The sequence below is a fragment of the Arthrobacter sp. Cza30 genome (assembly GCF_059090765.1).
The window spans coordinates 96,510-120,282 of the sequence record NZ_JBNHGA010000004.1 but is presented as its reverse complement, the minus strand read 5'-3'; the positions used below and the strand labels follow the sequence as shown (position 1 = coordinate 120,282).

Here is a 23,773-nt window from a genome sequence, read left to right as displayed (position 1 = left end):
TTCCGTCAGTTGAGGTTCCGGGTGCTGCCGGGGATCGCGCCGTCACGATAGAGCTCGGCTGCCACATCTTGCAGCGCGGTGAGCGCCACCCGCTGCGTGGCCGGTCCATACGAGATGCGGGCGACGCCGAGCGACTCGTACTCGGACGCGGTGAGCGCGCCCGGAAGCCCGATGACGCTGATCCTGCGCTCGCCGATGCCTTCGACCAGCCGTCGTGTGGTGTCGGCGTCCAGGATGCCGGGAACGAAGACGAGGTCGGCGCCCGCGTCGAGATAGGCGCGACCCCGCTCGATGGCGTCGGCGACGGATGCCTCGACCGGGCGGTCGCCGGCTCGCAGGAAGGCATCCGTGCGGGCGTTGAGGACGAACGGCACGCCCTCCGCTTCTCCGGCGGCCACAACGGCCTCGACGACGGCGACCGCTTCATCGAGGGGCCGAAGCCGGTCCTCGATGTTCCCGCCGATCGCGCCCTTCGCGATCGCGCGGCGGACGGTGTCGCCGGCGTCGCCGAATCCGGCGTCCAGATCCGCCGTGACCGGCAGGTCGCCCACCGCCTCGACGATGCGCCCCACCATGTCGAGCATGAGATCCCGCGGAATCTTCTCGCCATCGGCGTATCCGAACGTCGCCGCGATCGAATGACCGGCAGTGGCGATGGCGCGGGTTTCGGGCAGCGCAGCCACTGTCGTCGCCGAGACGACGTCCCACACGTTCACCACCCGCAGGATCTCGGGCGCGGCGTGCAGCTGCGCGAGCGTCTGAGCCTTGGCCACCTGGTTCGTCATGGATCCACGCTAGCGGGACCGACGGCGACGCCTGCCCCGCGACGCTCAGCCGATGCGGCCGTCGAGATACCACCAGCGCCCGCTCTGGCGGACGAACCGGCTCCGTTCGTGCAGCACGCCGTCACGCTTGCCCTCGCGCCAATGCGCCTGGAACTCCACGACGCCGCGGGTGTCGTCCTCGCCGCCGGCATCCGTCGCCACGATGTGCAGTCCCGTCCACCGCTGCGCGGGGTCGAGCTCGATCGCCGCGGGGCGGGTGCCGGGATGCCACGTCTCGCGCAGATGCCGTTCGTCCCCCACCACGAACGCGGTGTAGCGCGACCGCATCAGCCGCTCGGCCGTGGGGGCGCTCGCTCCGCGCAGCAGGGGCTCACAGCAGGCCCCGAAGCGATCGCCGCTGCCGCAGGCGCAGGGGTCGCCGGCGCGCAGCACAGGGAACCGCCCTCGCGGTCCAGATGCGGCCGCTCCGAAGGACACGTCAGCCTCCCGCTCTCTCGGCGCATGCGACGCACCTCGTCGCGAACGGCCGGACACGGAGTCGCTCGACGGGGATGCTGCGACCGCAGTCGGCGCAGATCCCGTAGGTTCCGGCCTCCCAACGGCGCAGCGCGTCGTCGATCTCGCCCAGCTCGCGACGAGCGGCGTCGGCCACACCGGCGGCGTGCGCCCACTCGCCCGAAAGGGTCGCACCCTCGGGATCGTGCTCGTCGTCGGCGACGTCGACCGCCCGGTCCTGTCGAAGCCGTGCCATGGCCGCGTCGATGCCTTCCAGTCGTGCGCGGGCCGCGTCGGCCAGATCGTCCAGCAGCGCGCGCAGCTCGGGACGAGGAACGGAGGACGTCATCCTCCGAGGCTACGTCCGGTTGGCCGACGGGCGCCGCCCGGCTGCCGTGGACAGCATTCGCAGTGTGGGCACCGCAATCTCACAGGTGGCGGTGGGATCCTGAAGGCATCGCGGCAAGCGGCCCCCACCGAACCCCGCGATCCCCCCGCCACGGCATCGAGTCGGACGGGACTGCTCTCGTGCCGTTTCCCCCGGCGACACGAGGGGCGGTCTCATCGAACCGCCCAGAGCCGGCGATCACGGCCCCCGCGCGATCGCCGGCTTCTTCTGTCTCATCCGGGTTGTGGATAACTCTCCGCGGTCACCCAGCCCGCCGGTAGCGTGGGGCCGTGGGACTGCGGAGGGTGTCGGCGCTCGTGGCGGCCGGGCTCGTCCTCGGAGCGCTGACCGGATGCACCCCACCCCCCGCACCCGAACCCACGCCGACGTTCGCCGGCGAGGAGGAGGCCTTCGCGGCCGCGGAAGCCACCTATCGGGCCTACGTCGACGCGCTCAACGCCGTGGACCTCAGTGATCCCGAGACCTTCGAGGACGTCTACGCCTGGACCACTGGCGAGCTAAACGCGAGCGACCGCCGAGGCTTGAGCGAGTATCACGCTTCTGCCACCACGGTCACCGGCGAGTCGCATGTCGATCTACTTGAAGCCGAGAGCGTGAACTCCAACGACTCTGAAGTGCTTCTGTTCGCGTGTTTGAACGTATCGGGGGTTCAGGTTCTCGACCGCAACGGCAATTCACTGGTCGACCCGGATCGGACTGACGTCCAACGGTTGCGGGTGAACCTTTCCAAGGATGAGGGATCGCCCACGGGCTGGCTCATCGAATCCATCGGCCCCAGGGAAGAAGGCCCAGATTGCGCCTGATCGCAACGGTCATTGCCCTCGGGATCACGCTATCGGCGCCCTCGCAGGGTGACTCACATTGCAACGACGTCGGTACATGGACCACAACGTGCGACGTCAACAGCTCCGGTACGCAGGTCGACGTGTCGGGATCGCTGCACGGTCCCGGCGGAGGCGGCGGGAGCCGGGGCGACGGCCGGAACGACCATGGCGACGCCCCACGGGCGGAGGCGCCGGCGCGGCCCGTGGAGGAGAACGACTGCGAGACCATCGGCCGGTGCGGCGGCTATTCGGTCGTGACCTTTCCCGACGTCACGCTCGCCGACCTCGCGTCGTTCCGGCCGGCCGAGCCCACGCTCACCGGCGAACCCTCCGGCTTCGGCGTGGCGGGCATGCCGGCCAACGTCGTGGCGGAGGCGTCCGAGCAGCGCATCCCCGGCACCGTGCTGGGGTGGGACGTGACCGTGCGCTTCACCCCTCGGGCATTCGTCTTCGACTACGGCGACGGGTCCCGCTCACGCAGCTCGACCGGCGGCGCGACCTGGGCGAGCCTCGGGCAGCCGCAGTTCACCCCGACCTCGACCAGTCACGTGTACCGGTCGCGCGGCACCTATCCGGTGTCGGTGACGGTCGAGTACGCGGCATCCGTCGACTTCGGCAACGGCGCGTGGCGGACCGTTCCCGGAGTCGTCACGGCGACCGCGTCGGACTATGAGGTCCGCGTCGTGGAGGTGCGTACGGCGCTGGTCGAGCGCACCTGCGCCGAGGACCCGTCCGGCCCCGGCTGCTGATCGGTCGCGGCGAGGCTCGCTGAGGCGCTCGGGTCCGTCCTGATCGCCCGGCCGATCACGTGCACTCCGCGGACCACCGCCCGAACCGGCACACCGACCGCGAGCGCGACGACACCGGACGCGGACGTGTCGCTGCGGCCGAGCGCGACCTTCCGCTCCCACGCGTCTCGGAGCGGGCCGCCGCGGCGCGCAACGGGCCGCCGCGCCGGGAGGACGCCGGCTCGGCGCTCCGCGATGAGGTCCTGCAGCAGCCGCTCCCAGTCGTCCTCGTCGGCGGCGTGGAAGTAGTTGTCGTCCAGCCAGTCGGGATGGGGATGGCGGAAGCGACGCGCGATGACGTCCTCCTCGCTGCCGAGCAGCCCGCCGTCGGCGAGCACCTCGTTGATGAGCTCCGGCGACACGCCGAAGCTGTCGAGCGCGATGACGGGCACGCCCAGGGCGACGGCCTCGATCGCCGCGGTCGAGCTCACCGTGACCAGCCCCTCGGCCGTGGTGAGCGCACGCGCCATCGATGCGGTGGAGGTGACGAGGTTCGGCGGCAGGGGCCCGAGTTCGGCGAGCAGCTCCGGGTACCCGTCTCGTTCGATGTGCGTCTGGTGCTCGCCGTGCGATGCGCGGAGCTTCACCACCACGCGACGGGACGGATCGGCCGCCGCGGCACGGCGCAGCATGCGCGCCACGAGCAGCCGCTCGGACCGCTCCGCCGGCACGCGCGCTTGGGTGGCGAAGACGAGGTCGGTGCCGCCCGCCGAAGGGTCGGCATCCCGCGTGTCCGCCCGCCGAGCGAAGGGTAGCGCCGCCAGCGCGTAACGGTGAGCCAGTCCCGTCCGCATCGAGAGCGCACGGAAGTCGCGCACTTCCCGCTTCGAGTGCAGCACGAACAGGTCGCACTGCAGCCGGTACATGACGGCTTTCCTCGTCGCCGGGATCGAGATGCCGGGCAGTCCGGTCGCGATGACCGGTCGCGGCCGCATCGCCGCGACGTCCCGCGCCAGCACGCGCACGAGCGGCCCGCGCGCCGCGAGGAGCACCGCATCCGGGCGCGCGTCCGCGAGCCGGACCGAGAGGTCGCGGTACGACACCCGCTCGGTGCACTGCTCGGGCAGCCCGCTGCCGGCGAGCGCCGCCTCGAGCTGGGCGTCGCTGACGACCACAGGCGTCTGCAGCACGACGAGCGAGACATCCCATCGCTCCGCCGCGGCGCCCAGCAGTGCCGCCGCCCACTTCACATACGAGTCGGTGTCGGCGATGGCGACCAGGCGCGGCCGGGCCGACTCCCCTGCGACGTCTCCGCTCACGCGGGGACGCGGCGCAGCTTCGCCATCGGAGCGAGCTCGCTCTCGTACACCCGCTTGACTCCGTCGCCGAGGGCGGCCTCGATCACGCGGATGTCGCGGACGAGGTGCTGCAGACCGGTGGGCTCGAGCGAGGCGGCGTGATCGGAGCCCCACATGGTGCGGTCGAGGGTGATGTGGCGCTCGATCGCCACGGCTCCCAGGGCGACCGCGGCGAGCGAGATCTGCAGGCCCCGCTCGTGCCCGGAGTACCCGACCGGCACGCCGGGGAAGCGCTCGCGCAGCGCCGGGATCATCCGCAGGTTCGCCTCGGCCGGCTCCATGGGATACGTCGATGTGGCGTGCATGAGCACCAGCCGGTCGGTTCCGAGCACCTCCACCGCGGCGTCGATCTCGTCGGTCGTCGACATGCCCGTGGACAGGATCACCGGCTTGCCCGTATCGCGCAAGGCGCCCAGCAGGCGGTGATCGGTCAGGCATGCCGAGGCGACCTTGTGCGCGGCGACGCCCAGGTCCTCAAGGAACGCGACGCTCGGCTCGTCCCACGGCGACGCGAACCACTCCAGGCCTCGCAGCATGGCGTGGTCCGAGATCTCGATGTACTGCTCGCGGTCGAACTCGACGCGGTGCCGGTACTCCAGATACGTCATGGTTCCCCACGGCGTCTCGCGCGGGATGTCGCGCATGTGCTCCGGCGTCGCAATCTCGGGAGTGCGCTTCTGGAACTTCACCGCATCGGCCCCCGCGTCGGCGGCCACATCGATGAGGCGCTTGGCGAGCTCGACGTCGCCGTTGTGGTTCAGGCCGATCTCTGCGATGACGTAGGCGGGTCGCCCGCCTCCGACGACGCGTGATCCGATCGTGACGGTCATGATGCCTCCTGTGCGGCGCTCGGGGAACCGGATCGCCGGTTCGGGACGGGATCGGCGGATGTCGCCGCTGCCTCCGCGCGGCCGGCGAGGACACGCTCGGCTAGGTCGCGGACGGCACCGGCGCCGCCCGCGCGGTCGAGGACCACGCGGGCGCTGGCGAGAACGGACGGGTGCGCGTCGGGAACGGCGACAGGCCACCCGACCAGTTCGAGGCACGGCAGGTCGTTGACGTCGTTGCCGAGGTAGGCCACGCGGGACAGCGGGATGCCACGCTCGGCGGCCCACTCGCAAAGTGCGGCCGCCTTGTCGCGGGCATCCTGCCTGACGTCCACGCCGAGTTTGCGGGCGCGGGCCGTGACGACCGGATTCGCCTCCGTCGACAGGATCAGCACGGGGATGCCTGCCGCGCGCAGCAGCGAGACGCCCATGCCGTCGGTACGGCTGACCGTCACCGCTTCCACGCCGTCCTGGTCCACGCGGACGGTGTCATCCGTGTGCACCCCGTCGAAGTCCGTCACCACGGCGTCCACGAGGACCGGCCGCGGCCGGTCGATGAGCGGTGCGAGCGCGCACGCGATCTCGAGCTCCTCGGGCGTGTCGATCTCGATGGCGGTGCGTGCAGGGACCGCGGCCACCCCGATGCTGCCGAAGAAGCGGTGCCGGACGGCTCGAAAGCCGGCCGCGCGCATCACATAGAAGGCGCCGGTCTCGAGGTAGTCCGGCGACCGGTCCTGACGCCGGAGGCGCACGTCAGCGTCGTGGTTGACCGCCTCTGCCGCGTCTCCCACGCCTTTGCGCCACAGGAAGCCGAAGGTCTCGACCGCCGAGAACACGCTGTCGCGACGGCGGGAGCGCACGGATCGGACCGCAGCGTCGAGCGCATCGACGTCGATGAACGGCGACGTGGCCTGAAGGAACGCGACCACGCCGACGTCCACGCCGCGCGCCTCGAGCTCGCCGAGGGCATGCAGGAGGCCGCCCTCGGACGAGGTCTGGTCCCCCGCGAGCTCGGCCGGTCGCTGCACGATCTCCGCTCCCCACTCGGCCGCGACGGCGGCGATGTCGGGATCGTCGGTCGTCACGACCACACGGTGGATCGACGGGCAGCGGACGGCCGCGTCCACCGCGCGCGCCACGAGCGGCACACCGCCCACCCGGCGGAGGTTCTTGCGCGGGATGCCCTTCGATCCTCCCCGCGCCGGGATGATGGCGACGTTCTCGCTCACGCGACCACCCGTCCCGACGACATCCCGGCGCTGCCGGTGTGAAGCTTCGCCTGGCGGCCGGCGAGCACGAGAGGCAGCGTCGTGACCGTGCTCGAAGGAAGCGTGTGGATCTCGAGCGGACCGGGAGCGCCGGCGAGAACCAGCTCCACCGGGAGATTCGTCTCGCGGACCCTCACGCCGGGGAGCGCCGCGACGGCGGCCAGCTGCTCGGCGGTCTCGCGGCGATGCGGCAGGTACGCCGCTCCCCCGGCGGCGGCGTCGCGCACCCACCGCAGGTAGTCCGTGAGCAGCATGTGACCGTCCACCGGCCGGGCGCTTCCCAGCACGACGCGGCGGCCCAGGTCGGCGGCGGAAGGCGCCGTCGCGCGGGTCCAGGCGAAGTCGTGACGCCGGATGCCGAAGCCACGGTCGCCGAGGGCATCCGAGCGCTCCGCGCCCAGATCGAACGCCGTGAACAGGCTCACCCGACGTTCCCCGGCGCGACGGCGGATCAGCTCGGCCGTGAAGGGCGCGACGAGCGTGGTCGTGCGGCCTTCCCGGATCCCGGGTCGCGCGTAAGGCCGAAGGCCGAGCAGCGTGTCGGCGTAGGCCAGGGCGAGGGAGCCGTCGTCGAGGAAGGTGATGCGGCGCGGGCGCAGGACGGCCGCGGCCAGCCGGAACTGCCCCGAGTATCCGTCTCCCACCAGCCAGTGGTCGTGCCGCGCCAGCAGCGCCCATGGGACGCCGAGGTAGGGCTCGAGTTCGCCGAAGCGCGCACCGCGGGCCACCAGTTCGTCGGCCGTCTCCGACATCTGCGCGGTCAGCCTGCCGGCGACCGGCACCGTGCGGCGATGTGCCGCTGCCCATTCCGCGGCGCCCAGCAGCTGCAACGGCGATTCGACCCACGCGAGGACGTCGTCCCGAGCCATGGCACCTCCTTCGAGCGTCTATCCACCATGGGCGGGTCCCGTGAACGGCGAGGGCTCTGCACGGCGACGCGCGCCCAACAGGAAGGTGAACGGGCGGTGGCGCCGGTTCGGGCTGCTGCGCCCGCCACGGTCGGCGGCCCGTGTCAGGATGAAGCCGTGACAGACCGCCTCATGCTGCTGGACTCCGCGTCGCTGTACTTCCGCGCCTTCTACGGCGTCCCCGACACGGTGCGAGCTCCGGACGGCACGCCGGTCAACGCGGTGCGCGGATTCCTCGACATCATCACCAAGCTGGTCACGACGTACCAGCCCACGCACCTCATCGCGTGCTGGGACGACGATTGGCGTCCCCAGTGGCGCGTCGATCTCATCCCCACGTACAAGACGCACCGGGTTGCGGAGGTCGTTGCGGCCGGTCCCGACGTCGAGGTCGTGCCCGACCCGCTCGAAGTGCAGGTGCCGGTGATCCGCACGGTGCTCGACGCCCTCGGCATCCGGATCGTGGGCGCCCCCGAGCACGAGGCCGACGATGTGATCGGCACGCTGGCTACGACCGCCGCCGCGCCTGTCGACATCGTGACCGGCGACCGGGACCTGTTCCAGCTCGTCGACGACGCCCGGGACGTCCGCGTCATCTACACCGCGCGAGGAATGAGCAACCTCGAGGTCGTCACCGACGTCACCGTCGTCGGCAAGTACGGCGTCCTGCCGTCGCAGTACGCCGATTTCGCGACGCTGCGCGGGGACACGTCGGACGGGCTGCCGGGCGTCAGCGGCGTGGGCGAGAAGACGGCGGCGGGCCTGCTCAAGACCCACGGCGATCTGGCCGGCATCATTGCCGCCGCCGAGGCCGGGGAGGGCATGTCCGCCGGCGTGCGCGCGAAGATCATCGCGGCGCTGCCGTACCTCGATGTCGCACCGCGCGTCGTCGGCGTGGTCCGCGACCTGCCGCTGACCGTGCCGGATGCGCGGCTGCGTCCGCTCGACGACGCCGCGAAGAAGGATGCCTCGGCGCTGGCCGACAGGTGGGCCCTCGGTTCGGCGATGAGCCGGCTCGTCGCGGCGCTCGACAGCGTGTGACGTGCAGGGCGCCTGATCACGCCCGCGGGCGATCCGTCCACTCGCGCAGGCGCTCCAGCGGCCAGGTGGTGACGATGCGGTCCGCCGGCACGCCCAGGCGTTCGGCGCGTTCGGCGCCGTGATCGAGCAGTGACAGCTGCCCGGGCGCGTGGGCGTCGGAGTCGATCGAGAAGAGGCACCCCACCTCCAGCGCCAGCAGGATCAGCTCGTCCGGCGGGTCCTGGCGCTCCGGACGGGAGTTGATCTCGACCGCGACGCCGTGGGCGGCGCACGCCTCGAACACCGGCTGAGGCTCGAACGTCGAGGGCGGTCGTGTCCCCCGCGATCCCTCCACCAGGCGCCCCGTCACGTGGCCGAGGACGTCGACATGCGGGCTGGACGCCGCCGCGACGAGGCGGCGTGTCATGGGGCGGCTCTCCATGCGCAGCTTCGAATGAGCCGACGCCACGACGACGTCGAGCCGGTCGAGCAGCTCCGGCTCCTGATCGAGGGCGCCGTCCTCGAGGATGTCGACCTCGATGCCCGACAGCAGCGTGAACCCGTCGCCACTCAGACCGGACACCACGTCCAGCTGCTCGCGCAGCCGCTCGGGCGACAGCCCGTTCGCGACGCGCAGGCGCGGCGAATGATCGGTCAGGGCAAGGTATTCGTGTCCGAGAGCCCGCGCGGCCCCGACCATGAGGTCGATCGAGGTGAGGCCGTCGGACCAGTCGCTGTGCGAGTGCAGGTCACCACGCAGCAGCGGGCGCAGCGTGGAGCGGCGCTGGCCCCCTGCCCGCTCCCGCAGGTCTGCCAGGTACGACGGCACTCCTCCTTCGAGGGCCTCCTGGATCACCGCGAACGTCGAGTCCCCGATCCCTTTGCGCCGGCGCAGGGCCGCGGCATCCCGCAGCTGCGCATCGTCGAGGCCGGCGATCGCGTCCGCGGCCGCCCGGAACGCCTTCGACTTGTACCGCGAGGAGCGCTCGCGCTCCAGCAGCGTCGCGATCTCGGTGAGGGCCTCGTGCGGATCCATGGCGTCCGAGGGTCGGCTCAGGCGGCGAGGCCCCGGGTGACCTCGACCCAGCGGTCGAGGGTGGCGGTGGCCGCGCCGTCGTCGATCGCGGCGGCGGCGGCATCGCGGGCTTCGGCGAGTCGCTCGAGGATCGGGCGCTGCACCTGCCCGGGATCCCGGAACAGCCGGTAGGCGACGATGCCCGCGGCGGCGTTGAGCAGCACGATGTCGCGCACCGGTCCCTCTTCGCCGCCGAGCACGCGGCGGACGATGGCGGCGTTGTGGGCCGGATCGCCCCCCAGCAGGTCGTCGATGTCGGCGAGCGGGATGCCGAGGTCGCGGGGGTCCAGGTCGTGCTCGTGGATGTCGCCGAGGCTGATCTCCCACAGACGACTGTGCCCGGTCGTGGTCAGCTCGTCGAGACCGTCGTCGCCCCGGAACACCAGGGCGGTCGCCCCGCGCGTGCGGAACACCCCGGTGATGAGCGGCACGCGATCCAGCTGCGCGACCCCCACCGCGTTGGCCTCGGCGCGCGCCGGGTTGACCAGCGGCCCGAGGAAGTTGAACACCGTGGGAACGCCCAGTTCGCTGCGGCTGGCTCCGGCGTGGCGGAACCCGGGGTGGAACGCGGCGGCGAAGGCGAACGTGATGCCCGCGCGAGAGAGGGTCTCGGCGACGGCATCCGGCGAGAGCGACAGGTCCACGCCCAGGGCCTTCAGGACGTCGGAGGACCCCGACGACGAGCTGGCCGCCCTGTTGCCGTGCTTGACGACCGGGATCCCGGATGCCGCGGCGACGAGCGCCGACATGGTGGAGACGTTCACGGTGCCGAACCGGTCGCCGCCGGTGCCGACGATGTCGAGCACGGCGGGGTCCACGCGCAACGGCAGAGCCGCCTCGAGGATCGCGTCGCGGAATCCGACGATCTCGTCGACGGTCTCGCCCTTCGCGCGCAGCGCGACCAGGAACCCCGACAGCTGCGAGGGCGTCGCCGAGCCCGACATGATCTGTCGCATCGCCCACGTGGACTCCGACACACTGAGGTCGCGCCGCTCCAGCAGCGTCGTCAGGATCCCGGGCCAGGTGTAGAGCTCAGCCATACCGACAACCCTAGCCGCGCCGCAGAATCGCGACCGATTCGTGACCTTCGCCCCCGATCGGGAGCATCGAACCGTCTCCTGGCGTCCTCTCGGCGAACTGGCGGGGTTCTCTTAGGTCGTCCTAAGTCCTCACCCGAGCGAATCCGAGTGCCCGGATGCGAAAATCCGGCCGAAGCATCGGACATAATGGACTGTGTGACGACCTCCACAGCGACCTACTCCCAGGCCATGCGGTCCGTCAAGCGGCCGGATCCGGTCGCCGTCGGCACCATCGTGTGGCTCGGCAGCGAGGTGATGTTCTTCGCGGGTCTCTTCGCGATCTACTTCACCCTGCGCAGCACCTCCCCTGAACTGTGGGCGGAGCGCACGGCGCTGCTGAACATCCCCTACGCGACCGTCAACACGATCATCCTCGTGCTGTCGTCGGTGACCTGCCAGATGGGCGTGTTCGCCGCCGAGCGGTTCCAGCCCTACTCGACGAAGAAGCGCGGCTGGCTCGGCTGGGGCATGGTCGAGTGGTTCTGGCTGACCTTCGCGCTGGGCGCGATCTTCGTGTCGGGCCAGGTGTGGGAGTACGCGCAGCTGGTGGCCGAGGGCATGCCGATCGACTCGGACCCCTACGCGTCGGCGTTCTACCTGACCACGGGCTTCCACGCCCTGCACGTCACCGGCGGTCTCATCGCGTTCCTCCTCGTCATCGGACGTGCGTACGCCGTCAGGAACTTCGGGCGCAAGGAGATGACCTCCTCGATCGTCGTGTCGTACTACTGGCACTTCGTCGACGTCGTCTGGATCGCCCTCTTCCTCGTCATCTACTTCCTCAAGTAAGAGCGGAGCTGAATCACCGATATGGCACGACAGACAACGCGCCGCTCCAAGGGTCGCCGCAGTCCGTGGGCAGCCGCCGCACTCATCGGCGTCGGCCTGCTGATGACCGGCGGCATCTACGCCGGGGCCTCGGCCGCGATGGCGGCGACGACGCCTGAGACCACCGTCAACTCTGCGCTGACGGTCGAGGACGGCGAGAAGCTGTTCCAGGCCAACTGCGCCACCTGCCACGGGATGGACCTGCAGGGCACCGACGACGGCCCGTCGCTGTACGGCGTCGGCGAGCTGTCGGTGCACTTCCAGGTCAGCACCGGTCGCATGCCGCTGCAGATGCAGGGACCGCAGGCACCGCAGAAGCCGGTGCAGTTCACGGACGAGCAGGTCGCCGCGCTCGGCGAGTACGTGCAGTCCGTGGCTCCCGGACCGAGCTTCCCCGACGACGAAGTGCTCGACGGCGAAGGCAACGTGTCCGAAGGCGGTGAGCTCTTCCGGATCAACTGCGCGATGTGCCACAACGTCGCCGGCGCCGGTGGCGCCCTCACCGAGGGCAAGTACGCCCCCAACCTGCACAACACCTCGTCGCTGAACATGTACGCCGCGATGGTCACCGGCCCGCAGAACATGCCGGTCTTCAACGACATGACCCTCACGACGGAAGAGAAGCGGGACATCATCACGTACCTGCTGTGGCTGCAGGAGACCGAGTCCCCGGGCGGCTACGAGCTCGGCTCGCTGGGTCCTGTCGCCGAGGGCCTCTTCATCTGGATCTTCGGGATCGGCGCGCTGATCGCACTCACCGTGTGGATCACCGCGAAATCGAACTGATCCCCTGATCGAACTATTCGGAAAGCACGAACGAGGAGCAGCATGGCACACGAGGACGACCCGCTCGAGCACGAGAGGGCTTCTTGGAAGCCCTCCGCCGGGCTCGCCGTCGCGGTCCCCGACCCGGTGCGCCCCCCGGAGCTCCCGCCGCACCGCGAGCGGATGACCGACAAGGACCCCGCGGCCATGAAGCGCGCGGTCCGCACGGTGTACACCCTGTTCTACCTGTCGATCGCCGGCAGCATCTGGGCGATCGCCGCCTACATGCTCTTCCCGATCGAAAGCGGCCGGATCATCGACATCCGGTACAACAACCTCTTCATCGGTCTGGGTATCGCCCTCGCCCTGCTCGGCATCGGACTCGCTGCCATCCACTGGGCGAAGGCGATCATGTCCGACAAGGAGTTCGTCGAGCCCCGCCACGCCACGCGCGGCCGGGATTCGACGCGCACGGCAGCCATCAAGGCGTTCGCGGATGCCAACGAGGAGTCGGGCTTCGGCCGCCGAGCCCTCATCCGCAACTCGCTGATCGCCGCGCTCGTCGCGTCGGTCGCCCCCGGGATCGTGCTGTTCCGCGGTCTGGCGCCGCACAGCTCTCCCGAGCACCCCAACGCCGGTGACCCGGTCGCGCTCCTCAACCACACGATGTGGAAGGAGGGGATGCGCCTCGCGCACGACCCCTCGGGTGAGCCGATCCGCGCTGCCGACCTGACCCTGGGCTCCGCTGTGCACGTCATCCCGGAGGAACTGGCCGGGATCTCCCACTCGGACGGCTACCTCGAGGAGAAGGCCAAGGCCCTCGTCCTGCTGGTGCGGATGCTTCCCGAGCAGCTCACCGAGCCCGAGGACCGCAAGGACTGGTCGTACGACGGCATCGTGGCGTACTCGAAGGTCTGCACGCACGTCGGCTGCCCGGTGGCGCTGTACGAGCAGCAGACGCACCACCTGCTGTGCCCGTGCCACCAGTCGCAGTTCGACGTCAGCGACCAGGCGAAGGTCATCTTCGGCCCTGCCGCACGTCCGCTGCCGCAGCTTCCCATCACCGTCGACGACGAGGGCTACCTCGTCGCCCGCAGCGACTTCACCGAACCCGTCGGTCCGAGCTTCTGGGAGCGTCATTGAGTACCGCCACTCACCCCACCGAGAACGTCACTCGGGAGCCGGCCATCTCCGACGAGCCGCTCCCGCCGCGTGACAAGCCGCTGGGCGGCCGCTTCATCGGCGCCACGGCGAACTACATCGACGAGCGGACGAGCCTGTCGGGCTTCGTCAAGGAGCTCGGCCGCAAGGTCTTCCCCGACCACTGGTCGTTCATGCTCGGCGAGATCGCGATGTGGGCGTTCGTCGTCGTCCTGCTCTCGGGAACGTTCCTGACGTTCTTCTTCCAGGCGTCGATGACCGAGACGCACTATCACGGCTCGTGGCTGCCCATGCGGGGCATCGAGATGTCGGCGGCGATGGCCTCGACGCTCGAGATCTCGTTCGACGTCCGCGGCGGCCTCCTCGTCCGTCAGATCCACCACTGGGCCGCGCTGGTGTTCATCGCCGGCATCGGCGTCCACATGCTGCGCGTGTTCTTCACGGGCGCCTTCCGCAAGCCGCGTGAGCTGAACTGGGTGATCGGCTTCGTGATGTTCATCCTCGCGATGGGCGAAGGCTTCACCGGCTACTCGCTCCCCGACGACGTGCTGTCCGGCAACGGCCTGCGCATCATCGACGGCATGGTCAAGGGCATCCCTTTGATCGGCACGTGGACCTCGTACCTGCTCTTCGGCGGCGAGTTCCCCGGCACCGCGATCGTCGGCCGCCTGTACACGCTGCACATCCTGCTGCTGCCGGCGATCCTGGCCGCTCTGCTCGTGGTGCACCTGATGCTCATGGTCATCAACAAGCACACGCAGTTCGCCGGCCCTGGACGCTCGAACAGCAACGTCGTCGGCTACCCGATGATGCCGGTGTACATGTCGAAGATGGGCGGGTTCCTGTTCATCACCTTCGGCTTCATCGTGCTCATCGCGTCGCTCTTCGCGATCAACCCGATCTGGAACTACGGCCCGTACGACCCGTCGCCCGTGTCGGCGGGTACGCAGCCCGACTGGTACATCGGCTTCGCGGACGGCATGCTGCGCCTGATCCCGCCTCACCTCGAGATCGTGCTGTTCGACCGCACGTGGTCGTTCAACATCATCATCCCGCTCGCGGTCCTCGGCGGCTTCATCGTGCTCGTCATGATCTACCCCTTCATCGAGGCGTGGATCACCGGCGACAAGCGTGAGCACCACATCGCGCAGCGTCCGCGCAACGCGGCGACCCGCACCGCCATCGGCGCCGCCGGCGTCACCTTCTACGCGGTGATGTGGGCCGCGGCCTCGTCCGACCTCATCGCGACGCACTTCTGGCTCACCATGGAAGGTGTCATCCACACCCTCCAGGCGCTGCTGATCCTGGGGCCGATCATCGCCTACTTCGTGACGAAGCGCGTCTGCCTCGCGCTGCAGAAGAAGGACCGCGAGATCGCGCTGCACGGCTTCGAGTCCGGCCGCATCGTCCGCCTGCCCGGCGGCGAGTACATCGAGGTCCACCAGCCCGTCGACGAGTACGAGCGCTGGCGCCTGGTGGGTCACGAGACGTACGAGCCGCTCATCGTGCGCCCGAACGCGCGTGGCCGCATCCCCTGGCACGAGAACGTGCGGGCCGCGATCTCGCGCTGGTTCTTCGAGGACCGCCTCACGCCGCTCACGCAGAGCGAGCTGGACGCCGCGCTGGCGCACCAGCACCACGCGCTCGAGCACATCGCGACCGAGGAGGACGCCGAGCTGCAGGGTGCGCACGAGCGCGCCGGCGTGCCGGATGCCCCTCACCGGCCGATCGACGACGGCCGCAACTCCGAGACGGCCGTGCGGCCCTCGAACGTCATCGTTCCGGAGTCGTCCGGCGACGGGTCGCGCCGCGACGGCGAATAGCCGCAGAACACGAACACCGGATGCCTCGGCACGCACGGCGTGCCGAGGCATCCGTCTTTCCACCCACCATGCCCACGCGGCGGCCCCGACAACGGCAGGATTCGCGCGTGCGTTGTCGGCTGCCGCGGCGGAGGACCTGTCGGCGGGCTCATAGTCTGGGTCCATGATCGACGCCCTCTCCTACTTCTCCGGAAAGCTCGCCCACGAGACCGACGCCTCTGATGTGTACGCCGCCCAGAAGGCCGGCGAACGATTCGTCCTCGTCGATGTGCGGAGCCCGGAGGCATGGGCTCAGGGACGCATCCGCGGCGCGATCCACATGCCGTATCGGCAGATCGCCGATCGCGCCCCGGCCGAGCTCGACCCATCCGTGCCGGTCGTCGTGTACTGCTGGAGCCCGGGCTGCAACGCGGGGACCAAGGGCGCCGTCGAGTTCGCCACCCTCGGGTACGGCGTCAAGGAGATGATCGGCGGCTACGAGTATTGGATCCGCGAGGGCCAGCCGACCGAGAACGACGAGGGTCCGCTCCCCCGCGTGTTCGACCGCCAGGTGATGGTGGTCCGCGATCCCGTCGCGAACTGACGCCACTGCGCATAACTCAGGAAGATCGCGGCATCCGGCCCCGTATCAGGACCGACGGGCCGGATCTGCCTAAGTTGTGCGCACGCGGCGGGCGGTGGCGCCGCGTGTCCCCCGCCGATTGACCGTCCGGGGCCGTCAGGGCAGCGCAGACACCGCGGGCGTTCCACTGCGCATAACTCAGGCAGATTGCGGCATCCGGGCCCGTATCTGGACCGAAGTGCCGATTCTGCCTGAGTTGTGCGAACCCGCCGGGCGGTGGCGCCGCGTGGCCCCCGCCGATTGACCGTCCGGGGCCGTCAGGGCAGCGCAGACACCGCGGGGCATTCTCCTGCGCATAACTCAGGCAGATCGCGGCATCCGGCCCCGTATCAGGACCGACGGGCCGGATCTGCCTAAGTTGTGCGCACGCGGCGGGCGGTGGCGCCACCACCCAAGGGAACGAGGAAAGCCCCCGGGATCCAGAGATCCCGGGGGCTGCCATGTCGGCGACGGTGGCTCAGCGAGCGAAGTAGCCGCGGTAGTACTCGTACACCCAGCCGACGATCGCGACGACGAAGACAGCGATGCCGATCGGCATGAGCCACGTGCCCACCGCCAGGCCGATCATCCCCAGCGCCGCGGAGAACGCCAGCACGATGGGCCAGTACGACCACGGGCTGAACTCGCCGAGTTCCGGGTCGCCGTCGTCGATGTCAGCGGTGAGGATGTCCTCGGGCAGCTCGCCGCCCTGCGCCTTGTGGACGCGGCCGATGTAGAACGCGATGAGCGCGGCCATGAACGCCGTGAACAGCAGGGCGACGCTTCCGACCCACTCGATGCCGATGTACCACGGCACCTGCGGGTTGGCCAGGATGTTCCAGCCCGTGTAGACGATGGCGACCAGCAGGAAGAAGGCACCCAGCAGCCACCAGAGGGTCGTGTTGGTACGCATTTACTTGACCTTTCCCTCGCTCGCGTCGACGATCGGGGCGTCGGGCGCGTCCTTCGCCGGGCCCACACCGACGGGGATCCCCGCCTCCGGGTGGTTCAGGTCGAACGCCGGACGCTCGCTGCGGATCCGCGGGATCGACGTGAAGTTGTGCCGCGGCGGCGGGCACGACGTCGCCCACTCCAGCGACGCGCCATAGCCCCACGGGTCGTTCACGCTCACTCGCGGCGCCTTGCGGGTCGTGATCCAGACGTTGAACAGGAACGGGATCATCGATGCGCCCAGGAGGATCGCACCCACCGTCGAGACCTGGTTCTGCCAGGTGAAGCCGTCCTGATCGGCGTAGTCCGCGTACCGGCGGACCATGCCCTCGACGCCCAGCCAGTGCTGGATGAGGAAGGTCATGTGGAAGCCGATGAACAGCATCCAGAAGTGGACGTAGCCGAGGCGCTCGTTCAGCATCTTGCCGGTCCACTTCGGCCACCAGAAGTAGAACCCGGCGAACATCGCGAACACGACCGTGCCGAACACGACGTAGTGGAAGTGCGCCACGACGAAGTACGAGTCCGACAGGTGGAAGTCCAGCGGCGGCGACGCCAGGATCACGCCGGTCAGGCCACCGAAGACGAACGACACCAGGAAGCCCAGCGCGAACACCATCGGCGTCTCGAAGGTCACCGAGCCTCGCCACATGGTGCCGATCCAGTTGAAGATCTTCACGCCGGTCGGAACCGCGATCAGCATCGTCATCAGCGCGAAGAACGGCAGCAGCACGGCACCGGTGACGTACATGTGGTGTGCCCACACCGCCACCGACAGCGCGGCGATCGCGATCGTCGCGTAGACCAGGGTCTTGTATCCGAAGATCGGCTTGCGGCTGAACACCGGGAAGATCTCCGAGACGATGCCGAAGAACGGCAGCGCGATGATGTACACCTCGGGGTGCCCGAAGAACCAGAACAGATGCTGCCACAGCAGCACACCGCCGTTCTGCGGGTCGTAGATGTGGGCGCCGAAGACGCGGTCGGCCGCGGCGGCCAGGATCGCGGCGGCCAGCACCGGGAAGGCGAGTAGGACCAGGATGCTGGTCACGAGCGTGTTCCACGTGAAGATCGGCATCCGCCACATGGTCATGCCGGGAGCGCGCATCGTGATGATCGTCGTGATGAAGTTCACGGCGCCGAGGATCGTGCCGAAACCGCTCAAGCCCAGGCCGAGCATCCAGAGGTTGCCACCGGCTCCCGGCGAGAACGACGCGTTTGCCAGCGGCTGGTAGGCGAACCATCCGAACGCCGCCGCGCCCTGCGGCGTGAGGAAGCCGGCGACGGCGATGGTCGAGCCGAACAGGAACAGCCAGAAGGCGAACGCGTTCAGTCGCGGGAACGCGACGTCGGGCGCACCGATCTGCAGCGGCAGGATGGCGTTGGCGAAGCCGGCGAACAGCGGCGTCGCGAACATCAGCAGCATGATCGTGCCGTGCATCGTGAACAGCTGGTTGTACTGCTCCTTCGTCGGCACGATCTGCATGCCGGGCTCGAACAGCTCCGCCCGGATGATCAGGGCCATCACTCCACCGAGGAGGAAGAACATGACCGAGGCGATCAGGTACATGTAGCCGATCGTCTTGTGGTCGGTGGAGGTGATCCACTTGACGATCATGTTGCCCTTCTGCTCGACGCGGGTCGCGCTGAGCAGTGCGGCCTGGCGCGGCGGCAGGGTGGTGGGGCGACCCTGCGTCGTTTCCTCAAGCGGAAGCGTCGTCGCCATGTTCAGTTTTCTCCCTCGTCGTCGTCGGATGCCTCCTCGCCGGAACCGTCTGTTCCGGGAAGGTTCTGCAGCCGCGAGTAGGCCTCGTTGATGTCTCCGGTCTGTCCGGCCTCGCGCAGCGAGTCGAGGTAGTCCTCGTACTCGGCTTCGCTCACGACCTCCACGTTGAACAGCATCATCGAGTGGTATTCACCGCACAGCTCGGCGCACTTGCCGGCGTAGGTGCCCTCTCGCGTCGGCGTGAAGGACCAGTAGTTGTCCTTGCCGATGTACATGTCCTTCTTGTAGAGGAAGTCGATGATCCAGAACGAGTGGATGACGTCGCGAGACTGCAGCTTGATGCGAACCGTCTGATCCACCGGCAGCACCAGCGTCGGCAGGTCGGTGATGATGTCACCCTGCGCGTCGGTGCTGGCCTGGATGCCCATGGTCCAGACCGTGTCGTCCTCGGTCTCGCCGTCGTACTGGAAGTCCCACGACCACTGCTTGCCGATCGCGGTGATCTCCACGTCGGGGTCCTCGTACTGGGTCTCGAGGATCGTCTGGTCGCGCGCGGTGAACGCGAAGAAGCCGACCACGAGGATCAGCGGCACGACCGTGTAGAAGATCTCGATCGGCATGTTGTAGCGCAGCTGCACCGGCAGGCCGACCTGGCCCTTGCGCCGGCGGTACGCGATAGCCGCCCACCCCATGAGGCCCCAGGTGATGATGCCCACCGCGAGCAGCACGATCCACGAGTTCACCCACAGGCCGGCGACCATGTCGGTGTGGTTGGTGGCGGGCTGGCCGTCCTCGGTGAAGCCGGGAAGGTAGCCGTGCAGCTCAGTCGGGGTGCATCCGGCGAGGACTGCTGCCGCTGCGATCCCGACGGGAAGAACGGCCCAGCGGATACGGCGTTTCGAAGGCACGGTGCACCTTTCCGGATCGCGAACAGGACTCAAGCCAGTCTAGGGCAAGCACCCAGGGCATTCAGGCCATCCACCCAGGCTGCGCCGTATCGACGCGACCGAAAACGGCGGGCCCGGGCGCTATTCGAAGCGCCCGGGCCCGCCGGAAAGTCGTGGTGCCGCGTCCGGTCAGTGGAAGCTGTCTCCGCAGGCGCAGCTGCCGGCGGCGTTGGGGTTGTCGATCGTGAACCCCTGCTCCGAGATCGTGTCCTTGAAGTCGATCGTGGCGCCGTCGAGGTACGGGACGCTCATGTCGTCGACGATCACCTCGACGCCGTCGAAGTCGACGGTCTTGTCGCCCTCGAGGAAGCGCTCGTCGAAGTAGAGCTGGTAGATCAGGCCGCTGCAGCCGCCGGGCTGCACGGCCACGCGCAGACGCAGGTCGTCTCGCCCCTCCTGCTCGAGCAGGCTCTTGACCTTCTGTGCGGCGGCGTCGGTCAGCAGCACGCCGTGGTCGCGCACGGTCTGGTCTGTCGTCAGTGCGGTGTCGGTCATGGCACTCCTCCGGACGGGCCGCCGGGATCGGTCATCCCACGGGCGGCGGGATGCCTCGATTCTACGCGCGCCCGCCGGGAGGAGGCTTCGAGGGCGCTCGTCAACCGCGGGAGTCGCGGGCGTCGAGCTTCTCGAGGAGCAGCGCCTCGGAGACCACGGCGTTGCGGAACGTCTCCAGATGAAGCGATTCGTTCGGGCTGTGGGCTCGCGCGTGGGGGTCCTCGACGCCGGTGACCAGGATCTGGGCGCCGGGGAACTCCCGCACGAGATCGGCGATGAACGGGATGGACCCGCCGACGCCGATGTCGACCGACTCGACGCCGTAGCCCTCGTGCAGGGCCTCGCGGGCGGCCTCGACGGCCCATCCCGTCGTGTCCACGAGGAACGGATCGCCGAAGTCGTGGTCGCTGAACTCCAACTCTGCGCCGAAGGGGGCGTGCGCCCGAAGATGCTCCTCGATGGCGGCGTACGCCTCGCGGGCGTCCTGTCCCGGCGCGATCCGGGCGCTGATGACCACCGCGATCTCGGGGCTGAGAGTGTTGGAGGCGTTGCGGACGCTGGGCGCGTCGATGCCCGTGACGGTGATCGACGGCTTGTTCCACAGCCGGCTCAGGATCGTGCCGCGGCCGATCGGCGAGACGCCGGCGGGAAGACCTGCCTCGTCACGCAGGGTCTCCTCGCTGTACGGCGGGGTCGCGGCATCCCGCTCCGTCAGCCCTTCGACGGCCACAGCTCCGTCCTCGTCCCACAGGGTGGACAGCAGCTTGATCGTCGCCATCATCGCGTCGGGCACCGCTCCCCCGAACATGCCGGAGTGCGATGCGTGCTCGAGCGTGCGCACCCGCAGGGTGAATCGGGTGTTGCCTCGCAGCGACACCGTGAGAGCGGGTGTTGTGGCGTCCCAGTTGCCGGAGTCGGCCACGACGATGACATCGGCGCGGAGGGCGTCGGCGTTGTCGGAGAGGAACTGCGCGAACGAGCGTGAGCCGGCCTCCTCCTCCCCCTCGAAGAACAGCGCGACCCCGAGGTCGAAGTCATCGCCGAGCGCCTCTTTCAGCGCCCGCAATGCGGCGAGGTGCGCCATGACCCCGGCCTTGTCGTCGGCGGCCCCACGCCCGTACAGACGTCCCCCGCTGACCGTGGGCTGGAACGGCGGCGTCTCCCACAGCGCCTCGTCTCCCACCGGCTGCACGTCGTGGTGGGCGTAGAGGAGGATCGTCGGCCGCCCGTTGCGGGCGGGGCGCGTGGCGATGACCGCAGGCGCACCCTCCTCGCTGGTTCCCGGCACGGCAGCCGTCCGCACCTCGACCGTCTCGAACAGTCCCGTTGCACGGACGAGCTCGGCCGCCGCCTCGGCGCTGCGGCGCACCTCGCCCGGATCGAACCCGGGGAAGGCGATGGAGGGGATGCGGACGAGGTTGCCCAGGTCGGCGATGGCGGCGGGGATGCCGGATGCCGCGGCTTCGCGCACAGCATCCTGTCGGGAGCGCTCAGAGGTCATGCGGGTAATCTTAAGCACACCCGTTTTCGCACCCGAGGAATCATCCGTGGCCAAGACACCCGCCGCTCCGGCACCCAAGGACGCTTCGACCGACGCTCCGGGGGGCGGCAAGGGCCGCGCGACCCCGACGCGCGCCGAACGGGAGGCCGCTCGCAAGCGTCCGCTCGTGCCGGACACCAAGGAGGCGAAGGCGCGCGCTCGCGCCGAGCTCGCCGCCAAGCGCGAGAAGGCGCGGATCGGCATGGCCAACGGCGACCCTCGCTATCTCCCGGCCCGCGATCAGGGGCCGCAGCGGAAGTTCGTGCGCGACTGGGTGGACGCCGGCTGGCACCTCGGCGAGGCGGTGATGCCGGCGATGGTGCTGGTGATCCTCGCCACCTTCATCCCCCTCCCCGCCGTGCAGTACTACGCGTTCGTCGGACTGTGGATCTTCATCCTCTTCGTCATCGGCGACATGGTGATCACGTCGATCACCGTCAAGCGCGCCGCTCGCAGGACGTTCGGCGAGGACAAGCTCGAGAAGGGTCTCGGCTGGTACGCGGCGATGCGCACCGTGCAGATGCGCTTCCTGCGTCTGCCGAAGCCGCAGGTCAAGCGGGGGCAGAAGCCCGCTTGAGCCGCACCAGGCCACGGTTGATCTGCCGGGCCCACAGCGGACCGCGGTAGAGGAAAGCCGTGTAGCCCTGCACGAGGGTGGCGCCGGCATCCAGCCTCTCGCGGACGTCGTCCGCGGTCTCGACGCCGCCGACCGAGATGACGCAGAAGTCTGCGGGCACGGACCGGCGCAGCAGCCGCAGAATCTCGAGGGACCGCTGCTTGAGCGGGGCCCCGGAGAGGCCTCCGTCCCCCGCCGCCGCGACGACGGCCGCATCCGTGACGAGTCCCGCGCGGGAGATGGTCGTGTTCGTCGCGATTATCCCGGCAAGGCCCAGGTCCACGGCGAGGCCCGCGGCGGCCGTCACCTCCTCATCGGGCAGGTCGGGGGCGATCTTCACCAGGAGCGGGGTGCGCCCGGCGGTGTCGCGGACCGCAGTCAGAAGGGGCCGCAGCGTCTCCACGGCCTGCAGGCCGCGCAGACCCGGCGTATTGGGCGACGAGACGTTCACCACGAGATAGTCGGCGAGGGGGGCCAGCAGCTCGGCGCTGCGCACGTAGTCGGCGGTGGCGTCTGCGACGTCGACGACGCGGCTCTTGCCGATGTTCACGCCGATGACGGCGCGGCGCGCGCGGCGGCGCAGACGGCGCAGCCGGGCCGCGGCGGCGTGCGCGCCGTGGTTGTTGAACCCCATGCGGTTGACCACCGCACGGTCGGGGATCAGCCGGAACAGGCGAGGACGCGGATTGCCCGGCTGGGGAAGAGCCGTCACCGTCCCCACCTCGATGTGTCCGAAGCCGAGTGCATGCAGTCCCGAGGCCCCCGTGACGTCCTTGTCGAAGCCGGCGGCGACTCCGAACGGCGAGTCGAAGCGCAGCCCGAGCGCCGACGTGGCCAGCTCGGGCGCGGGCCGCGTGAACGCGCGGGCCAGCCATGAGAAGGGCGGCACCCCCAGCACCCGGATCACCGCCATCGCGGCGTGGTGAGCGGACTCGGGATCCATGCGCGACAGGACCGCGCGGAAGAGGAGGGGGTACATCGCGTCCAGGCTATCCGGTAACGGGACGGGTCCCCGTCGGATCAGGCGTCGAGCGCGCTGTGCTCGGGCTCCAGCGGGCGCCGCGGCGTGCGACCGTGATCCTGGCGGAGCTGCTCGATGGCGGACTCGAAGTCCTCGAGGGAGTCGAACGCCTGGTACACGCTGGCGAAGCGGAGGTAGGCCACCTCGTCGAGCTCGCGCAGCGGCCCCAGGATGGCCAGGCCGATCTCGTTCGCGTCGAGCTGCGACGCACCGGTCTGCCGGATGTTCTCCTCGACCGTCTGCGCCAGCACGGCGAGATCGGCCTCGGTCACCGGGCGTCCCTGACACGCCTTCCGGACGCCGGCCATGACCTTCTCACGACTGAACGGCTCGATGACGCCGGAGCGCTTGATCACGTTGAGACTGGCTGTCTCCACGGTGGTGAAGCGTCCGCCGCATTGCGGGCATTGGCGGCGCCGGCGGATGCTGAGACCGTCGTCGCTGGTGCGCGAATCGATGACGCGGGAGTCGGCGTGACGGCAGAACGGGCAGTGCATGGCACAGACAGACTACGCCGCGATCG

Annotated in this window: 25 protein-coding genes; 9 read left to right on the top strand and 16 right to left on the bottom strand. The window is 69.6% G+C overall.

What is annotated here, in order from left to right; translation table 11 throughout:
• Nucleotides 1–5: 5 nt before the first annotated feature.
• Genes AC5RVZ_RS14135 through AC5RVZ_RS14125 form a run of 3 tightly spaced genes read right to left on the bottom strand, consistent with a single transcriptional unit; the run spans nt 6 to nt 1,629 of the window.
• Nucleotides 6–785: an isocitrate lyase/PEP mutase family protein gene (locus tag AC5RVZ_RS14135; RefSeq protein ID WP_494066403.1), complete on the bottom strand. Its 780-nt coding sequence runs from the start codon at nt 783–785 to the stop codon at nt 6–8.
• A gap of 45 nt (nt 786–830) precedes the next feature.
• Complete coding sequence (locus tag AC5RVZ_RS14130) at nt 831–1,217, bottom strand: YchJ family protein (RefSeq protein WP_494066402.1); 387 nt, start codon at nt 1,215–1,217, stop codon at nt 831–833.
• A gap of 46 nt (nt 1,218–1,263) precedes the next feature.
• Nucleotides 1,264–1,629, bottom strand: a complete 366-nt coding sequence (locus AC5RVZ_RS14125; protein WP_494066401.1) for a TraR/DksA family transcriptional regulator — start codon at nt 1,627–1,629, stop codon at nt 1,264–1,266.
• 329 nt (nt 1,630–1,958) lie between these two features.
• On the opposite strand from AC5RVZ_RS14125, the gene AC5RVZ_RS14120 reads away from it, so the two are divergent.
• The gene (locus tag AC5RVZ_RS14120; RefSeq protein ID WP_494066400.1) at nt 1,959–2,492 is read left to right on the top strand and encodes a hypothetical protein; all 534 of its coding nucleotides are present in this window, start codon (nt 1,959–1,961) and stop codon (nt 2,490–2,492) included.
• Entirely contained in the window at nt 2,483–3,262 is a 780-nt protein-coding gene (locus AC5RVZ_RS14115) for a PKD domain-containing protein (protein WP_494066399.1), read from the top strand. The genes AC5RVZ_RS14120 and AC5RVZ_RS14115 overlap by 10 nt, the downstream gene beginning before the upstream one ends.
• Here the strand turns inward: AC5RVZ_RS14115 and AC5RVZ_RS14110 are convergent.
• Genes AC5RVZ_RS14110 through AC5RVZ_RS14095 form a run of 4 tightly spaced genes read right to left on the bottom strand, consistent with a single transcriptional unit; the run spans nt 3,181 to nt 7,563 of the window.
• On the bottom strand, nt 3,181–4,560 hold the full coding sequence (locus tag AC5RVZ_RS14110) for a DUF6716 putative glycosyltransferase (RefSeq protein ID WP_494066398.1): 1,380 nt from the start codon (nt 4,558–4,560) through the stop codon (nt 3,181–3,183). The genes AC5RVZ_RS14115 and AC5RVZ_RS14110 overlap by 82 nt on opposite strands.
• A complete protein-coding gene (locus AC5RVZ_RS14105) occupies nt 4,557–5,429 on the bottom strand; it encodes an N-acetylneuraminate synthase family protein (RefSeq protein WP_494066397.1) in 873 nt (290 codons plus the stop codon). Before AC5RVZ_RS14105 ends, AC5RVZ_RS14110 begins: the two co-directional genes overlap by 4 nt.
• A complete protein-coding gene (locus AC5RVZ_RS14100; protein WP_494066396.1) occupies nt 5,426–6,655 on the bottom strand; it encodes a cytidylyltransferase domain-containing protein in 1,230 nt (409 codons plus the stop codon). The genes AC5RVZ_RS14105 and AC5RVZ_RS14100 overlap by 4 nt, the downstream gene beginning before the upstream one ends.
• Complete coding sequence (locus AC5RVZ_RS14095) at nt 6,652–7,563, bottom strand: hypothetical protein (RefSeq protein WP_494066395.1); 912 nt, start codon at nt 7,561–7,563, stop codon at nt 6,652–6,654. Before AC5RVZ_RS14095 ends, AC5RVZ_RS14100 begins: the two co-directional genes overlap by 4 nt.
• Nucleotides 7,564–7,719: 156 nt before the next feature.
• Between AC5RVZ_RS14095 and AC5RVZ_RS14090 the strand changes: the two genes are divergently transcribed.
• The gene (locus AC5RVZ_RS14090) at nt 7,720–8,643 is read left to right on the top strand and encodes a 5'-3' exonuclease (protein ID WP_494066394.1); all 924 of its coding nucleotides are present in this window, start codon (nt 7,720–7,722) and stop codon (nt 8,641–8,643) included.
• A gap of 16 nt (nt 8,644–8,659) precedes the next feature.
• Here the strand turns inward: AC5RVZ_RS14090 and AC5RVZ_RS14085 are convergent, their stop codons facing one another.
• Together AC5RVZ_RS14085 and trpD are read right to left on the bottom strand one after the other, a co-directional pair.
• On the bottom strand, nt 8,660–9,658 hold the full coding sequence (locus AC5RVZ_RS14085; RefSeq protein ID WP_494066393.1) for a PHP domain-containing protein: 999 nt from the start codon (nt 9,656–9,658) through the stop codon (nt 8,660–8,662).
• Between the two features lie 17 nt (nt 9,659–9,675).
• The gene (gene trpD / locus AC5RVZ_RS14080; RefSeq protein WP_494066392.1) at nt 9,676–10,737 is read right to left on the bottom strand and encodes an anthranilate phosphoribosyltransferase; all 1,062 of its coding nucleotides are present in this window, start codon (nt 10,735–10,737) and stop codon (nt 9,676–9,678) included.
• Between the two features lie 186 nt (nt 10,738–10,923).
• Between trpD and ctaE the strand changes: the two genes are divergently transcribed.
• From ctaE to AC5RVZ_RS14055, 5 genes are all read left to right on the top strand, one after another.
• Nucleotides 10,924–11,565: an aa3-type cytochrome oxidase subunit III gene (ctaE, locus tag AC5RVZ_RS14075; protein WP_494066391.1), complete on the top strand. Its 642-nt coding sequence runs from the start codon at nt 10,924–10,926 to the stop codon at nt 11,563–11,565.
• A 21-nt stretch (nt 11,566–11,586) separates the two neighbouring features.
• Nucleotides 11,587–12,390: a cytochrome bc1 complex diheme cytochrome c subunit gene (gene qcrC / locus AC5RVZ_RS14070; RefSeq protein ID WP_494066390.1), complete on the top strand. Its 804-nt coding sequence runs from the start codon at nt 11,587–11,589 to the stop codon at nt 12,388–12,390.
• Between the two features lie 42 nt (nt 12,391–12,432).
• Nucleotides 12,433–13,512, top strand: coding sequence for a cytochrome bc1 complex Rieske iron-sulfur subunit (qcrA, locus tag AC5RVZ_RS14065; RefSeq protein ID WP_494066389.1), 1,080 nt, complete (start codon nt 12,433–12,435; stop codon nt 13,510–13,512).
• A 44-nt stretch (nt 13,513–13,556) separates the two neighbouring features.
• The gene (gene qcrB, locus AC5RVZ_RS14060; protein ID WP_494066989.1) at nt 13,557–15,353 is read left to right on the top strand and encodes a cytochrome bc1 complex cytochrome b subunit; all 1,797 of its coding nucleotides are present in this window, start codon (nt 13,557–13,559) and stop codon (nt 15,351–15,353) included.
• A 163-nt stretch (nt 15,354–15,516) separates the two neighbouring features.
• A complete protein-coding gene (locus AC5RVZ_RS14055; RefSeq protein WP_494066388.1) occupies nt 15,517–15,936 on the top strand; it encodes a rhodanese-like domain-containing protein in 420 nt (139 codons plus the stop codon).
• A 496-nt stretch (nt 15,937–16,432) separates the two neighbouring features.
• Here AC5RVZ_RS14055 and AC5RVZ_RS14050 read toward each other — a convergent pair whose 3' ends face one another.
• The 5 genes from AC5RVZ_RS14050 to AC5RVZ_RS14030 all read right to left on the bottom strand — a co-directional run bounded on the left by AC5RVZ_RS14050 (nt 16,433) and on the right by AC5RVZ_RS14030 (nt 21,574).
• Nucleotides 16,433–16,867: a cytochrome c oxidase subunit 4 gene (locus tag AC5RVZ_RS14050; RefSeq protein ID WP_494066387.1), complete on the bottom strand. Its 435-nt coding sequence runs from the start codon at nt 16,865–16,867 to the stop codon at nt 16,433–16,435.
• A complete protein-coding gene (ctaD, locus tag AC5RVZ_RS14045; protein ID WP_494066386.1) occupies nt 16,868–18,631 on the bottom strand; it encodes an aa3-type cytochrome oxidase subunit I in 1,764 nt (587 codons plus the stop codon).
• A 2-nt stretch (nt 18,632–18,633) separates the two neighbouring features.
• Nucleotides 18,634–19,539, bottom strand: coding sequence for an aa3-type cytochrome oxidase subunit II (gene ctaC / locus AC5RVZ_RS14040; protein WP_494066385.1), 906 nt, complete (start codon nt 19,537–19,539; stop codon nt 18,634–18,636).
• Between the two features lie 168 nt (nt 19,540–19,707).
• Nucleotides 19,708–20,073 carry an iron-sulfur cluster insertion protein ErpA gene (erpA, locus tag AC5RVZ_RS14035; RefSeq protein ID WP_494066384.1) on the bottom strand — a complete coding sequence of 122 codons (366 nt, stop codon included), beginning with the start codon at nt 20,071–20,073 and terminating at the stop codon, nt 19,708–19,710.
• Between the two features lie 100 nt (nt 20,074–20,173).
• A complete protein-coding gene (locus AC5RVZ_RS14030) occupies nt 20,174–21,574 on the bottom strand; it encodes a dipeptidase (protein ID WP_494066383.1) in 1,401 nt (466 codons plus the stop codon).
• Between the two features lie 46 nt (nt 21,575–21,620).
• Here AC5RVZ_RS14030 and AC5RVZ_RS14025 point away from each other — a divergent pair, with 46 nt between their 5' ends.
• Entirely contained in the window at nt 21,621–22,190 is a 570-nt protein-coding gene (locus AC5RVZ_RS14025; protein ID WP_494066382.1) for a DUF3043 domain-containing protein, read from the top strand.
• Here AC5RVZ_RS14025 and AC5RVZ_RS14020 read toward each other — a convergent pair.
• Complete coding sequence (locus tag AC5RVZ_RS14020; protein ID WP_494066381.1) at nt 22,165–23,208, bottom strand: quinone-dependent dihydroorotate dehydrogenase; 1,044 nt, start codon at nt 23,206–23,208, stop codon at nt 22,165–22,167. The genes AC5RVZ_RS14025 and AC5RVZ_RS14020 overlap by 26 nt on opposite strands.
• 41 nt (nt 23,209–23,249) lie before the next feature.
• Nucleotides 23,250–23,747 carry a transcriptional regulator NrdR gene (gene nrdR / locus AC5RVZ_RS14015; RefSeq protein WP_494066380.1) on the bottom strand — a complete coding sequence of 166 codons (498 nt, stop codon included), beginning with the start codon at nt 23,745–23,747 and terminating at the stop codon, nt 23,250–23,252.
• Nucleotides 23,748–23,773: the final 26 nt, after the last annotated feature.